The 14,872-nt window shown below is 44.4% G+C and carries 13 protein-coding genes; 6 read left to right on the top strand and 7 right to left on the bottom strand.

Features of this window, described 5'->3' with window-relative positions:
- Nucleotides 1-20: 20 nt before the first annotated feature.
- From KSP24_RS10745 to KSP24_RS10725, 5 genes are all read right to left on the bottom strand, one after another.
- Complete coding sequence (locus KSP24_RS10745; RefSeq protein ID WP_064963135.1) at nt 21-1,085, bottom strand: cobalamin B12-binding domain-containing protein; 1,065 nt, start codon at nt 1,083-1,085, stop codon at nt 21-23.
- A 183-nt stretch (nt 1,086-1,268) separates the two neighbouring features.
- Complete coding sequence (locus KSP24_RS10740; RefSeq protein WP_013309820.1) at nt 1,269-1,730, bottom strand: MarR family winged helix-turn-helix transcriptional regulator; 462 nt, start codon at nt 1,728-1,730, stop codon at nt 1,269-1,271.
- A 199-nt stretch (nt 1,731-1,929) separates the two neighbouring features.
- Entirely contained in the window at nt 1,930-2,379 is a 450-nt protein-coding gene (locus tag KSP24_RS10735) for a VanZ family protein (RefSeq protein WP_216975126.1), read from the bottom strand.
- Nucleotides 2,379-3,047, bottom strand: coding sequence for a ribose-5-phosphate isomerase RpiA (gene rpiA / locus KSP24_RS10730; protein WP_216975125.1), 669 nt, complete (start codon nt 3,045-3,047; stop codon nt 2,379-2,381). Before rpiA ends, KSP24_RS10735 begins: the two co-directional genes overlap by 1 nt.
- Nucleotides 3,048-3,107: 60 nt before the next feature.
- Nucleotides 3,108-3,578, bottom strand: a complete 471-nt coding sequence (locus KSP24_RS10725) for a GNAT family N-acetyltransferase (protein WP_064963137.1) — start codon at nt 3,576-3,578, stop codon at nt 3,108-3,110.
- Nucleotides 3,579-4,045: 467 nt separating this feature from the next.
- Between KSP24_RS10725 and KSP24_RS10720 the strand changes: the two genes are divergently transcribed.
- From KSP24_RS10720 to KSP24_RS10710, 3 genes are all read left to right on the top strand, one after another.
- A complete protein-coding gene (locus KSP24_RS10720; RefSeq protein ID WP_044785562.1) occupies nt 4,046-5,815 on the top strand; it encodes a methyl-accepting chemotaxis protein in 1,770 nt (589 codons plus the stop codon).
- Between the two features lie 144 nt (nt 5,816-5,959).
- Nucleotides 5,960-9,655: a non-ribosomal peptide synthetase family protein gene (locus tag KSP24_RS10715; protein WP_216975124.1), complete on the top strand. Its 3,696-nt coding sequence runs from the start codon at nt 5,960-5,962 to the stop codon at nt 9,653-9,655.
- Nucleotides 9,656-9,773: 118 nt separating this feature from the next.
- Nucleotides 9,774-10,772, top strand: coding sequence for a polysaccharide deacetylase family protein (locus KSP24_RS10710; RefSeq protein WP_216975123.1), 999 nt, complete (start codon nt 9,774-9,776; stop codon nt 10,770-10,772).
- Nucleotides 10,773-10,860: 88 nt separating this feature from the next.
- Here the strand turns inward: KSP24_RS10710 and KSP24_RS10705 are convergent, their stop codons facing one another.
- A complete protein-coding gene (locus tag KSP24_RS10705; protein WP_216975122.1) occupies nt 10,861-11,481 on the bottom strand; it encodes a TraX family protein in 621 nt (206 codons plus the stop codon).
- 22 nt (nt 11,482-11,503) lie between these two features.
- A complete protein-coding gene (locus KSP24_RS10700; protein WP_137078310.1) occupies nt 11,504-12,214 on the bottom strand; it encodes a CBS domain-containing protein in 711 nt (236 codons plus the stop codon).
- Between the two features lie 185 nt (nt 12,215-12,399).
- On the opposite strand from KSP24_RS10700, the gene fsa reads away from it, so the two are divergent.
- From fsa to KSP24_RS10685, 3 genes are all read left to right on the top strand, one after another.
- Complete coding sequence (gene fsa, locus KSP24_RS10695; protein WP_013370592.1) at nt 12,400-13,047, top strand: fructose-6-phosphate aldolase; 648 nt, start codon at nt 12,400-12,402, stop codon at nt 13,045-13,047.
- Between the two features lie 165 nt (nt 13,048-13,212).
- Nucleotides 13,213-13,668, top strand: a complete 456-nt coding sequence (locus tag KSP24_RS10690) for a MarR family winged helix-turn-helix transcriptional regulator (protein WP_013370591.1) — start codon at nt 13,213-13,215, stop codon at nt 13,666-13,668.
- 1 nt (nt 13,669) lies between these two features.
- The gene (locus KSP24_RS10685; RefSeq protein ID WP_216975121.1) at nt 13,670-14,869 is read left to right on the top strand and encodes an MFS transporter; all 1,200 of its coding nucleotides are present in this window, start codon (nt 13,670-13,672) and stop codon (nt 14,867-14,869) included.
- The last annotated feature ends 3 nt before the right edge of the window (nt 14,870-14,872 follow it).

Genomic DNA, 14,872 nt, shown 5'->3' with positions numbered 1-14,872 from the left:
ACGGGTTGCCAACACTAACATTATCTCTTGAGCGAAAGTATGCCCTCTGCTACCTCCAGCGCTTCCTCCGCACCTGGTGCATATCCATCCGCCCCAACTTCCTGCCATAAGTGTGAATCAAGATTAAAGGGCAAGCCACCGACCATAATTTTTACATGACTAGTAGTTGTATTTTGACGGATAACAGTAATCAACTTTTTCACCAGATGGACATGGTAAGCCATGGTAGCTGAGATAGCTACCACATCTGCGTTGTAACTCACAATGGCCTGAAGCAGGCTCCGATCAGGTACATTAGCACCTAAATAGTACGTATCCCAACCATCCATCTCGAATATATCAGCCAGCATACGCAGACCTATTTCATGCTGCTCGCTGCCTACGCATGCTGCTACAAGGCTGCGTCCCTTATTTCCAGTACCTATCCATCTGGGATACAGGCTGGAAATAATAAACTGAGTCGCAGCAGTACAAAAATGTTCTTGGCCAACCGTAATTTTGCCTTCATGCCACAGACGACCTATTTCATATTGCGAAATTTGAAAAATATATTTATAAGTATGTTGAATAGACGTACCTTCATCAAGCAAATGAACGATCCAATCCAAAGCCTGTCTGCGATTACCTAAAAGTAAATATTCCAAATATTGAGCCACATCTGCAGCATAGGGATTATCATCTGTAATAAAAGAGGCGTACTCCTCCTTCTTCCCAATTTGCTGTATCCCCAATTCCAGATGCATCAGCACCGTCGTTTTATCCGTGTGATGAAAGTGCTCTACCAACGTCTCCCGAATTAATTGAAAATTGATGATCAAATCTTCTTGGGTTATGCCGAAACCTTCTAGAAGTCTCTTTAACCAGGAAACATAATACGTAAATAAAATAGGACTGTTCACGATTACACTTTCTGCTAAATAGTTCAAACTATATATGGAGTCCTGTTTTGTCTTTATTTTACCGTTGTCCCCAAAGCGCTCCAAAAGATCCGGCTGTAATTCGTATTGTTTATGGGTAACTAGTTCAGCCAAGCCTCCTGCTTGCATTAATAGCGACTCACCTGCGGTATATTGCTGTATACTCATGTACAGCTCCTTCCCCGACAAGGTATTTGTATATGAAACAGGTTCTAGGGATGACCTCAGATCGAGACTATTAGACAATTATACCTGATTTGCGTACCTACTGCTCCAAAATTAGACAAAAAAATAAAATACCGAAAAGTCGGTATTTTATCTCAAAGCTGAATTAACCAGAATATGCAACACTTATGATCCGTTACTCTTCTGTCCCTCAGCTGTTAGTCCAAGCTTTTTTAGCAGATGAATAGCCTGCTCCTTCTCTTCCACGGATAAGCCATCCACAGTCTCCATAATAACACGATGATGCTGTGGAAATATTTGCTCAAAAAAATGACGTCCATCGTCAGTCAATTCTGCATAAATTACACGCCGATCATCTTGTGACGCACGGCGAGTAAGCAGGTTTTTTTTCTGAAGTTTATCCACCACATACGTAATATTCCCACTGGAGATCAGTACCTTTTCTCCAATTTTCTGCAAAGGCTGCGGTCCGCGATAATACAGCAGGTCAAGCACACCAAATTCAGTTGTATTTAATCCATGACTATGAATGTCCCGATTCGTGCGAGATGTGACCGAATTATAGGCACGTGCCAGAACAACGAACAAATTAAGCGCTAAGTCCTGATCATCTGGTTTTACAGACATATTAACAGCCTCCGTTACTCATATCTTTATTCAAAGATATCTTAATTGCGTACTTTTGTCAAGTTTAAGCGCTTCCCTTCCTGCTCTTACGCTCTGTTATTGTAGGAATTACCATCTATTATGCGAAAATTGCCGTTCATTATGTAAAAAAAGCCTGCCCTCGACCAGTCATTAAACACTGATATCGAGAGCAGGGCGATTATGATTCAGTTCTTAATTTCTTACGTAAAAATACATAGGCAACACGTCCGCATAATACTCCCAGCACATTCAGTATGATGTCATCCACATCCATCGTACCTGCGCCCAGCAGCATTTGGTTTACTTCGAGAATGACCAATGCGACTACCACCACTAACAGCAGCCTGCCTACCTTGCGCATAGACACCCAAATGATCGGCAAAAGAACACCGAAGGGAATGAACACACCAATATTCCCAAGCAAATTAACACCCCATACCCGAAAAGGGGACGAATACATTGCCCGCCAGTATCGCCCGATCGTATCCAATGGAACCATATTATATGAATACGGAGGTCCTGGCCGTAATGTACGACCAAAACCGAGAAACATCCAATATAATAGAAGCCCTGTATATAATATCAATAACACGAATGCCACATTATAAAACAGACGGTTACCAGACATTATTTATTCCGTATGTCAATTTGTCCATTAGCTCGTGCGATAATGACTTGGTCCGCCATGTTAATGAACAGTCCATTATCGACTACACCCGGAATTTGATTTAAGCGAATTTCCAGCTCCTGCGGGTTCTCGATCGTACCATAACGACAATCGGCAATATAATTACCGTTATCCGTAAGGAAGCGCTCGCCGTCTTTCATACGCCATTCCGCTTTACAGCCTGTCTGCCGCAGAGCCTCCAACGTCCATTCACTGGCAAAAGGCACCACCTCGACCGGCAAAGGGAATGCGCCCAGTACCTTCACATCCTTGGACTCATCCACAATAATGATTAATCGGTCGGTATTGCTTTCCACAATTTTCTCTCTCAGCAGAGCACCGCCTCCACCTTTCACCAATACCAGTTGCTCATTCACCTCATCTGCACCATCAATGGTAACGTCAAGCCTTCCAATCTGATCAAACGGAATGATGGGAATTCCCAGCTCCCTAGCCTGATCCTCCGAGGCTTGGGATGTAGCTACAGCCTGTATATGTAAACCTTGTGCCACACGCTCTCCGATTTTTTGAATAGCCCAATAGGCTGTCGAGCCTGTACCAAGTCCTACTTTCATGCCATCCTGAATCGCCTCAACTGCTTTTTCGGCCGCTTTTTGCTTCAAATTCATTATCATCTCTCCCGCTATATAGGCTAGTGTTGATCAACATCTATTTTATATGAGAACGCTTTATAAAGACAGAGACAGCTTTTTACCATAACAAAGACTATTTTCATCGTATTCATACTCCCCAAATCGTTCAATAGGTTCGTACCCTTGCTTGGTATAGAAGGCAATTGCCTCAGGTTGAGCCGCTCCGGTCTCTAGTTTAATCCTTACAACTCCCCGCTTTCTGGCTTCCTCTTCCAGAAAAGATAATAGGCTGACCGCAATTCCTTGTCTGCGATAAGAGGAATCGACATAAAATCTTTTAAGTTCCATCTCTTCCGCATCTATAGGCCTAAGCCCTCCGCAAGCAACCGGTTTTTCATCCACATACACAACAGCGAAAAACATACTTTTAACTTTTGGATTGGAAAAATCGACCAAGTAAATTTGATCAGCAGGATACCTTTTCAGCAAGTCTTCATCCAGCCTATGAATCAAATGATGCAGATCCGCGTGATTGCTCTCAACCTTTAAAATCGTAAGCTTGGACACTCTTCTCTTCCCTCTTCTCTATGCATAGATACATGGACTCATTTCGCAAACAATTCACGTAAACCGCGATAAATCAAGCATTTGCGGCTTCAAATATGAAAAATGTCCCAAATTGATAAGTGCATTTGACTCTATTATAAAGTATGATGGTTTCTGTTGAATAGTTGCTTATGGACTGAAATGAACTTGAATTTCAAGCGTGAGTATAAATTGGAAAATACTGAAATACACACAACGTTTACCTATTAAAAATTAATTTTTTATTGTGTTAGGTATTCATTTCAAGAGCTTTTCGTACGACATATATATAGGGATATCTTACTTGTCCGAAAAAGACTTAAGACCTATTATAAAAAAATCAAGGGTCAATTATCTCTATTTATTGTGTTTGTAAGGGGGACTTGATTATCTCATTCGATAAGCGGTTCAACACCATATACAAAAATACTACCAGGGAGTGGAACATTTTGAAAAAGTGGAGTAGCTTATCATTCTTCACCAAAAACTTATTATTATCCTTCTTCAATATCGTATTGATCGGGCTAGTCCTTATTGTGTCTAGCTATTTGATCCAACGTACGATTTTGATTGACCAATTGCATGGGCAAGTGGAAAAAATCACATTGAAGTGGGCGCAGGGCATTAATTCCGATGAAGTATCCCAAGCGGTTCAAGAAAAAAATTATGATGGACCCATTCAAACGAAACTCCGTACCTATCTAGATAACATCATGGCCACGAACCCGAATATCTCTCACGCCTATATTTTCGGAACAGAGCTGGAAAATGGGAATCAGACCTCCATTGTCGCAATGCCAACAGATCTGAGAGAATCATTTGAAAAAGAAAAGATGGGTGTCGGCGCTATGTACGAGCAACCCAATGTTGTGGCTGTAGGTGTAACGAGTATGCTGGATTCCGGCAAACCTACATTCACCAGTTTCTACGATGACTCTTTTGGTACTTGGACGACTTTGATGACGCCGATTAAAGATCCTAGTGGCAAAATCTTTGCTTATTTTGCGGTCGATGCTGATGCTGGGGCTGTACCGGCTGGATTGACTAAGCTGCTCATTAGCGGCGCTACCATTTTGGTGATATTCCTACTGATCTGCCTGGCGCTTCAATATTGGGTAGTAAAACGCACACTGTCTCCGATTAAGCAACTGATGTACGGTATCAGTGAAGTAAGCAGAGGAAACCTGGATGTTCAAATTCATACTGGCCAGGATGATTTGGGACTCGTGAATCAGAACTTTAACGATATGGTAAGCCATATTAACAGCATAATGACCAAAGTGAAGCAGACTACTGATGAAGTCAATGAATCTGCGAAAGAATTACTCGCAATCTGCGAGCAAAACGGAATCAATTCCAACATCATCAACCAAAATATCAATGAAATTACGGATAATATCCGTTCACAGGAAAAAGCGACAGGCGATAGTGCACGAGCTATGGCTGAAATGGCATCAGTCATCCAAAATATTGCTACCAGTTCTTCCAATGTGGCGGAAGAAGCCAATTCGGTAGAGAAGCGTTCCAATGAAGGTAACGAAATTGTAGATAAGGTATCATCCCAAATGCATTTGATTACCGATTCAGTAACGAATACTTCCCGTATCATCAAGTTGCTGGACAGCCGTTCACAGGAAATTGGCAATATCATTAGCACCATTTCAGGTATTTCTAGCCAAACGAACCTGCTCGCCCTGAACGCTTCTATAGAAGCTGCGCGTGTCGGTGAAGAAGGTAAAGGCTTTGCCGTTGTGGCCAATGAAGTACGCAAGCTGGCAGAACAATCTGCGGAAGCAACTAAACAAATTACGTCTCTGATTGAAGAAATTCAAAGTGAAATCGGACAAGCTGTGAATTCGATGGAGCAAGGGAACGTTGAAGTTCAAAACGGTATCGTCGTTGCTGGACAAGCAGGCGAATTGTTCAATGATATTCTTCAAGCAACTAAAAATCTAGCATGGCAAATCCAAGAAGTATCCAGTGCTACGGAGCAAATATCTGCGGGGACACAGGAAATGACCGCGACAGCAGACGATCTTTCCTCCACCGTAACCAAAACAGCCAATAACAGTGTTCACATTATGCAAACGGTAGAGGAACAAAAAGCTTCTTTGGATTCTATCATCGAGTCATCCCATAAGCTGACTTCCATGTCTGAAGAGCTTCAAGAAATTACATCTTATTTCAAAATTGCAGACACAAACCGTACCAAATCATAATATCCATTTATCGATTTCAATGTATATTTCATAAGTAAGTCGTTCGGTAATGCCTCCCTCCTGTTCATCCATTTGAAGGGATCGGAGGCATTTACTAAATTTACAACTTATATTGAAACACCAAACATTCAGGAGGTTAGCGTAATGGCTTCATTACTACAAAACAGCACACAGACAGCTCCATCCCCATTCCTAGTTCCCTTGGATTTTGCACGTATACAGCGCAAGTATACATCCTCTACTTATCAAGTAGAGTTAGGAACATCCATCTCGGACCAACTGAATCAACAAAAAGTTGCGGAAGACAAACAGGCGGTGCTCTTATCAGCGTATACTGCATGGTTATATCGTCTATCCGCAGAGGAAGAAGTTTCTTTCTCTACTTTTATGCCTCAATCCGGTCTGCTTACAGCATCGTTGACAGTTGAAAAGGAAACGACTTTTCATGAACTGGCAAGCTTATTTCAGGAGATGCTCCGTGAGCCTCATGCATTCCTGGCAGAACCGCAAGCCGATACTTCATTTTCAACAACACTACCTACAGACAGCGGTGTAGAATCCCGTATTATGGACTGGGCTGTCAGTGAGAGCAATGGCACTTATCAAATACAGATTCGATATGATCAATCACTCTTGCTGGAAACAACGGTGGTCCGCTACGCTGAATACTTTGTAACCCTTCTGCGTGGTGCACTCAACAACAGCCATGCACTTGTGAATTCCATTGACATATTATCGGACGCAGATCGAGCTGCTCACGAAGCTTTAAATAATACAGTCGTAAAATATCCTGAGCATCAGACGATTCACGGAATGTTTGAAGAAGCGGCTTCCCAATACCCTGATCGTCCAGCTATTGCTTCCCATACTGGTGAGTATACGTACCGTGAATTGAACGAGCGTGCTAACCAAGTTGCACGTGTTTTGTTATCCAAAGGTCTCACCAAAGGTGAATTCGTGACCATCTTCATGGAACGAAGCTTGGAGACCGTTATTTCCCTGCTCGGCATACTGAAAGCCGGAGGGGTCTACGTTCCTGTTGATCCCGCTCACCCCGCTGACCGGAGTAGCTACATTGTCGAGGACACGCGTTCTCCATTTGTTTTAACAACTTCCGCACTCACCCAACAAGCGGCTGAACTATGCGGGTCAATTGAAACCGTAAAAGAAATATTAGCTATTGACGGACCACTGGCAGGTTATGCAGCCAGCAATCCAAACGTTGATGTAAGTCCAGATGATCTAGCTTATGTCATCTATACCTCCGGTTCTACAGGCAAACCAAAAGGTGCCCTGATCGCTCACCGCGGTGTCGTTAACCTGGGAGCTGTCGTACAACGCGATTGTGATATTACGCCTCAGGATGTATTGACCCAATTCGCCACCTATAGCTTCGATGCTTCTGTGTGGGATACGATTGGAGCCTTGTTTTACGGTGCAAAATTGTACTTGCTGTCTTCCGAAGAGCGCGTATCTGTTGAAGAATTCGCTGAAGCCATCGAACGTACGGGCACAACGATTATTACTATTTTGCCAACCGTATTCTTTAATCAGCTATCTACGTACCTGTCAGACGAAGGTTATCGTAAACTCGCAAATGTTCGAATTGTTACTGTAGCAGGCGAAGCGCTGTATGGCTCACAAGTTCGGGCCTTCCAAAGCAAATTCGGTACAGATACCGACATCGTAAACGTATACGGACCTACCGAATGCACCGTAGCGACGACGACCCATCGGGTTCGTGGTGCCGTACCTGAGCATGTCGTTAATATCCCGATCGGCAAGCCGATTTACAATTACAAAGTGTACATCGTTAACGACGATAATAAGCTCTGTCCTGTCAATATTCCGGGCGAAGTATGCATTGCTACGCCTGCGTTGGCCCATGGCTATCTCCACCAGCCGGAGCGTACAGCCCAATCGTTCGTGGACAATCCATTTGTCCCGGGTGAGAAAATGTACCGTTCGGGGGATATCGCCAAGCTACTGCCAGACGGTACGATTGAATACGTAAGCCGGAAGGATTCGCAGCTCAAAATTCGGGGGAACCGGATTGAAATAGGAGAAATTGAAGACCATTTCTCCAAACATCCAGGTGTTCAGGACGTAGCTGTCGTTGCTGTCAAGGATCACACAGATCAGAATATGTTAGTTGGCTATTTCACCACTTCGGACGGACAGACCATTCCACAGGACGTTATTCAGTCTTATATTGGAGGCAAGCTGCCTTCCTATTTTGTACCGACCCATGTTGTTCATCTGGAAGCCATGCCTATTTCACCAACTGGCAAGATCGATCGTAAAAAGTTGGCCCTGCGGCCACTTCCTGAAGTGTCTGATGTTACGTCCAGCGGGGAACCTCTCCGCGAAGGAACTGAAACACTGATTGCCGAAGCTTGGACACAAGTGCTTGGTAAAAATAACATTGGCGCGACCGACGATTTCTTCCTGATCGGAGGCGATTCGCTTCGTGTCATTCATGTGCTGGCTATTCTGAAGCCGCGTTATGGCGCGCTGCGTATTGGAGACTTCTTCCGCTACAAAACTGTTCGTGAGCTTGCTGAATATGTAGAGCAATTAGGTACAGAACAAGCGCCTCAGCGCAAGTCACTCGCGATTTCTCAGGAAAAAACAGATTTGAATGAACATCCTATTGAGTTGCCTGGCACTTCAGATTTAGCTGAAATCCGCGACTTGCGCGTGATTTTGTTGACCGGAGCCACGGGATATCTGGGTTCACACATTCTGTATGACCTGCTCCACCGGACAGAAGCCAAAGTATACGCAATGGTACGCCCTTCTCAGGACGGTCCATCTGGCTTTGAGCGTATTCAATCCGTATTGACAGGATATTTTGGTCAAGATATCTCCAGCTTGATGGAAGGACGGGTGAAGGCTGTCTATGGGGATCTAGAGCAAGCTGATCTTGGTCTCTCTTCTGTCGACCGCCATATGCTAGAGCACCACATCGACGGTATCATTCACAGCGCCGCTGACGTTCGCCATTTTGGTGATTCGGCAACCTTCGATCGCACGAATGTGACCGGAACATTGGAACTGCTAAAAATCGCTCAAGCTAAACCAGGAGTCTCCTTCCATCACGTTTCCACTATGGGAATACCAGAGGATCTTGCAAACGAAGGAAAATGGGAATCAACATTAGAACTCTCTGCCTTCCCAGATGAACTGCACGTGGACAACCTGTACACGAACAGTAAACTTGCGGCAGAGAAGCTATTATTCCAAGCAGCTCAAGCAGGTACGCCTGTCTCGATCTACCGTGCCGGTAATTTGACCGCCCATTCGGCCAACGGACGCTTCCAGCGTAATATCGACAGCAATGCTTATTATCGTATGATGAAAGCGATGCTGCTGCTGGGCAAAGCTCCACAAGCCGATTGGCATACAGACTTTACACCGATTGATTACGCCAGCCGTGCTATTGTAGAACTGTCCGTCAAGCAAAAAAGTGCGAACCGCATTTTCCACATCTGTAATCCGAACCCACTGCCATATGATGAACTGATCGCTATGGTAAACCAGCTCGGTTACGCAGTAGAAACCCTGCCTTTTGACGATTACAGCGCTTGGCTGCTGAATCCGTCTTCTGGCATTCAGGAAGATGCACTTCACCTTGCTATGGGGCAACTCGAAGGTGATGGCGCCAAGGATTCGACCTACCGTTACGGCTGCTCTGTAACCACAGCTCTGCTGGAACAAGCTGGCGTCCAGTGTCCGGTAACCGACCTGGAGTTTATTCGCAATATGATCGAGCATGCTGTCGAGATCGGTTACTTCCCGGCCTCATCTTCGATATCTGCACAAGCAACACAGAGGTAACAAAGTTGTGATATTTCCCCCGCGTGTTTTCGGTATGATAGACTAGATTTTGCTAGTTTCATATTTAGTATAAACCTCTATACTTTCAGAATTTTTTGCATGCGGGGGATGTCATTCAATGAAACACACTTTTTTAAAAAGAACATTGCTAATCATAAGCTTGGTAGCTATTCTAGGGATTTTGGTGTATGAAGCACGTAGCATTTATCACACACCTGTAGTAAAAGGAACTCATCGTACACGCACTGCTAATGCAGATCGACTGGTACGCCATTTATTTTCACTGACGCCTACACCAGATAGGGTATATTACCAAAACAAAGTCATTGTCCTGATGTATCATGAAGTGACCAAGACTCCACCTGATCCCGGTGCTCTCAAGCTTAGTAATTTAACGAAACAGTTGGACGAAATGAAAGCAAATGGCTTTCATTGGATCACCATGAAAGAGTATACAGATTTTATTTTACATAAAGGCAAAGTTCCCGATAATGCGGTCCTTATGACATTTGACGACGGATATGAATCCTTTTATACGGACACTTTTCCCGTGTTGAAGAAATATCATGTTCCGGCTACCAATTTTCTCATTACATCCACAATCAGCAATCCTAAACATATTGGTATACCTAAGCTGACATGGGATCAAATTCATCAGATGCATGCAGAGGGCATTGATTTTTACAGTCATACCAATGACGAGCATTCGTACGGATACTCCAACACCACGCGCACCAAACAAAAACCGCTTCTGATGGGTCCGGTGTATTCGAAAAAGCTGGGGCGAATGGAAACTGAGGATGAGTTCAAACAGCGGGTTTATACCGATTTGGACATGGCTAACAAAAAGCTATTCAAACATCTGCACAATGATCAAAATGTACTGGCCTTTCCTTATGGGGGCTATACCAAGGAGACGTTGGAAATTTGCCGTTCCTTGGGAATTGACGTTACGTTCACGGTGAAACGAGGAATTAACTCACCAGGGCAAACGAACGGCTATCGCGTCAATGCAGGTGGAATACACAATATTCCGGAAGTATTGGTGCAATATATGAAAGAAGGGGCTCCCCTTCGCCCACTTCCTTTTGCCCAAGGTCCGAATGAGGCATCCTGAACACCATAGTTTATTTAAGAATAAAAAGAACCTTTACAATCATTTTATGTCAGGATTGTAAAGGTTCTTTTATTGTATGGTTTCAAGTTTAGGGCCAGATGCGAATTAGCGCAATCACAGCTAGATGTGCCGGATAAAAGCTGCGCCACAACCAACGCGGTACCCGACGATAAAATCCGCTCTCCTCAGTGGCAAAACATACAATCAGAATGCTGGACAGCAGACTAAAGTGCTGAATATTCGCATGGTGTACCATATCATACACAACATTCAAAACAAAATGGGCAGCAATCATCATATATGAACGGGTGTATCGATAAATGAGAACAAGCAGCAGACCATAAGCTCCGTAATCCATCTGGCTGAGCTCCATGAACAGAGCTATGAGGACGTACAGACCCGTTATAGCCGCCCAATGCTTCATGCGAGATGCAGCAGCCAGCGCGAGCAACGACGTCAGTAGCGTCCAGATCACATTGGGTCTGTGTACATCAAAGGCCAGCATATAGGGCACCTGGGAGATCAAGGCTAGTCCGAGCAGGCGAAGCATGTAGCTCCGCATATTTCGGGTACGGGTATATCCCATATAGAGAGCGTACGCGTAGATTGGAAAAGCAAGCCTCCCGGCAATTCTCCAAGCTGGGTCTGTCGGAAAAAACACCAGTCCGACATGGTCAATCAGCATCGTCAGCATGGCCAACCAGTACATATAAGGCCCCCTTATTCATGTTTTACGTCTTTTCTTCTGTCAAACTCAGAATGGCGTTCATAATATCCGTTTTTGTCACACGCCCTACTAATCCTTGAATTGGAGCCAAGGAAGTGCATTGCTCGTCCAAAACTGGAAGACAATTCACCTGATGTCGAACCAGTCTCGATATTGCTTCCAATAAAGAATCTCCTGGAGCAAGCGTCGTCATTTGGGCCCGGCGAGTCATGGCCATGGTCACCGGGACAGTGTGAAGATCGGTATGTCCCAGCATGACCTTCAGCAAATCTTTGCGGGTAACAATACCGATGAGCTCCTGATCCTCCCCTGTGACCATCAGCGTGCCTGTATTTTGCTGAAACAGCATTAATACCGCATCATAAGCTGTAGCACTACTTGAAATCAAAATCGGCTCACTAAGTATATCTGCCACCGTCAGCTTTTTAAGCATACTGCCGATATAGCTATCATATTTTGGATCCCGTCCTGGCAAGTAGCCCACCTTTGGTTTGGCATCTACTAGCCCGAGCATAACCAGCAACGCAAGGTCAGAACGCAAAGTCGGCCGCGATAGTCCCAGCTCTTCAGCAATTTTATCCCCTGTAACAGGCGCTAGACGCTGAACAATATCCACAATTTCCCGCTGTCTATCTGACAGTTGAATAATGATTACCTCCTTATGGAATGGGGTAGTATACATTATAAATGAGCACAGATCAGTAAATTTCAGCATGTTTCGACAATTCATCAAATTTTAATCATAGACCGCTTGTTTTCAAATTTAAAATGTGTCACAATTAAAGATGTAATACATACTAATTATAAGTTTAACGTGTGCAATATGCTACATTTAAATGAACATAATGTACACCATATGATATGTATTATGTACTATATAAACCTGAGGAGGAAAATCAAATGAAATTTTTCTTGGATACTGGTAACATTGAAGAAATCAAACGTATTGAACGTTTGGGTCTGGTTGATGGTGTAACAACGAACCCTTCCCTGATCGCTAAGGAAGGTCGAGTGTTCAAGGAAGTCATTCAGGAGATTTGCAGTATCGTTGAAGGTCCCGTAAGTGCTGAGGTCATTGGCCTCAAGGCTGAAGATATGCTCGCAGAAGCTTATGACATCGCAAAGTGGGCACCTAACGTGGTAATCAAGCTTCCTATGACCGAAGACGGCTTGTACGCTTGTAACGAGCTGACCAAGAACGGAATCAAAACGAATGTAACACTGATTTTCTCCGCAGCTCAAGGTTTGATGGCAGCCAAAGCTGGCGCTACTTTTATCAGCCCGTTCGTAGGACGTCTGGATGATATCGCTGTTGACGGTATGAAGCTGATCCGCGATCTGAGACAAATTTTGGACATTCATGGTCTGAAATCGGAAATCATCGCGGCTTCCATCCGCAACATTAAGCATGTAGAAGACGCTGCCCTGTCTGGTGCACATATCGCCACCATTCCAGGTTCCTTGCTTCCTTCCCTGTGGAAACATCCGCTGACAGATAGCGGTATCGAACGCTTCCTTAAAGATTGGGAAACTGTACCTAAAGCTTAATTCGCCAGTCATGGTAAACTATATTGTACTAATACCCCAACAGCCCGTTTTTACGGGCTGTTTTTTGCACTCCTTTTGACAAAACAACTTGTTGTTCATATAATTGTTATAACAACTAATTAATTTCAAAGTATCCCTGTACGGAAAAATAGAAAGGAGTACCCTATGAACAATTTGCCTCCCGATTGTTCTATTGGGATGTTGCTTGGGATTACTCATCGCAAAATGAGTCAACAGCTCTTGCATCGTCTTAAACCTTATGATATTTCCCCAGAGCAATGGTCGGTTCTATACCAAATCTATCAGGCCGAGGGTTTAAATCAGAAAGAAATTGCAGCTAAGGCCGTAAAGGATCAGCCCACTACGACCCGTATTATTGATTTGTTGGACAAGAAGGGCTGGGTACGACGTGTGAATAGCCCGCAGGACCGCCGGGCCTATTTGCTTCATTTGACTGAAGCTGGTCGACAGCTTGTGGAGGAGACCCTCCCCGTCGAACGGGATGCCAACCACGATTTTGTAAAAGGAATTTCCTCTGCCGATCTAAAGCAATTCCGCCACATTCTTTTACAAATTCATACCAACATGACTGAATCAGAAAAACAAGGAGAGAACGATTAATATGCAACAAGGCAAGCAACCTCTTTGGACCAAGGAATTTATCGTTCTTACGGTTTCCAATTTATTTTTGTTTCTCGAACTACAGATGATTGTATCTTCCATTCCTTCCTATGTGAAAAATGCGTTCCACGCTACCTCCGTGCAGGTCAGTCTTGTTACGACTTTGTTCGCATTAAGTGCAATTGTCGCAAGGCTTTTTTCTGCCCGTATGCTGGAAAAAGGACATCGCAGCGCCCTGATCTTCGTTGGACTGCTGTTTGCATTAGCAGGAACGCTGGGATATAGTGTTTCACCGACAATTGCGGTGCTCCTACTCATGCGTATGCTGTTTGGGATTGGCTTTGGTATGAGCAGCACTGCCTTTCCAACAATGGTCACTGACGTCATCCCTCCCAAACGTCTTGGTGAAGGAATGGGATTTTTTAGTCTGTCCACAAGTTTAGCGATGTCTATTGGGCCAACTATCGGTATTTCGATGCTGCAATACGGCAGTTTTAACCTGCTTGTCTATTCGACAGCCGCTGTCATTGTTGTCATTTTCCCTCTAGCTTACTGGCTCATTCGCACACTGCCTAAGGGGCACGTCGAACCACCTATGGTTCCTTTGGAAGAAGGACGCAAACCAGCATTTAACCGTAAATTGTGGATCCCCGCCTTATTGAACATGTTGATGTCTATCACATATGGCGGGTTGCTCGGTTTTATGGCGCTTTATGGAGATGAAGCTAATCTTGCGCACCCGGCCTACTTTTTCCTGTTTAATGCGGTATCTGTACTGATCGTGCGCCCCTTCTCGGGTCGTATATATGATAAAAAAGGGGCAAAGGCGCTGCTCATCCCCGGTTCCCTGTTTCTCATTGGCGGTCTGATCCTGCTTTCCTACGCACACAGTGACGCCTTTATGTATCTGTCTGCTCTTTGCTACGGTATCGGGTTTGGTGTTATGCAGCCAACGTTGCAAACCTGGATGATTCAGGTTGTGTCACCTAAACAGAGAGGCATGGCAAACGGTATGTTTCTCAATTCCCTCGATTTCGGGGTCGCAGCCGGAGCGCTTATACTTGGCGTTATCGCCAAAGCCAGTGATTATGCATGGATGTATCGTCTTTCGTCGCTGTTTGTTGTGTTGTTCTTGCTGATTTATGTCATTCAGATCATCGCAAGCCGCAAGCCTAAAAGAAATGTCCCTCTGGAGGGATAAGAC

This window comes from Paenibacillus sp. AK121, assembly GCF_019042715.1.
In the GTDB taxonomy this organism is placed as follows: Bacteria; Bacillota; Bacilli; order Paenibacillales; family Paenibacillaceae; genus Paenibacillus; species Paenibacillus polymyxa_C.
The sequence above is the reverse complement of the archived record's forward strand: the minus strand, read 5'-3'. Positions and strand labels throughout refer to the sequence as shown.

Bases quoted from the DNA above. Each gene is read 5' to 3' on its own strand.
- KSP24_RS10745 (WP_064963135.1), bottom strand. From the start codon at position 1,085: ATGAGTATACAGCAATATACCGCAGGTGAGTCGCTATTAATGCAAGCA.
- KSP24_RS10740 (WP_013309820.1), bottom strand. From the start codon at position 1,730: ATGTCTGTAAAACCAGATGATCAGGACTTAGCGCTTAATTTGTTCGTT.
- KSP24_RS10735 (WP_216975126.1), bottom strand. From the start codon at position 2,379: ATGTCTGGTAACCGTCTGTTTTATAATGTGGCATTCGTGTTATTGATA.
- rpiA (WP_216975125.1), bottom strand. From the start codon at position 3,047: ATGAATTTGAAGCAAAAAGCGGCCGAAAAAGCAGTTGAGGCGATTCAG.
- KSP24_RS10715 (WP_216975124.1), top strand. From the start codon at position 5,960: ATGGCTTCATTACTACAAAACAGCACACAGACAGCTCCATCCCCATTC.
- KSP24_RS10710 (WP_216975123.1), top strand. From the start codon at position 9,774: ATGAAACACACTTTTTTAAAAAGAACATTGCTAATCATAAGCTTGGTA.
- KSP24_RS10705 (WP_216975122.1), bottom strand. From the start codon at position 11,481: ATGTACTGGTTGGCCATGCTGACGATGCTGATTGACCATGTCGGACTG.
- KSP24_RS10700 (WP_137078310.1), bottom strand. From the start codon at position 12,214: ATGCTGAAATTTACTGATCTGTGCTCATTTATAATGTATACTACCCCA.
- fsa (WP_013370592.1), top strand. From the start codon at position 12,400: ATGAAATTTTTCTTGGATACTGGTAACATTGAAGAAATCAAACGTATT.
- KSP24_RS10690 (WP_013370591.1), top strand. From the start codon at position 13,213: ATGAACAATTTGCCTCCCGATTGTTCTATTGGGATGTTGCTTGGGATT.
- KSP24_RS10685 (WP_216975121.1), top strand. From the start codon at position 13,670: ATGCAACAAGGCAAGCAACCTCTTTGGACCAAGGAATTTATCGTTCTT.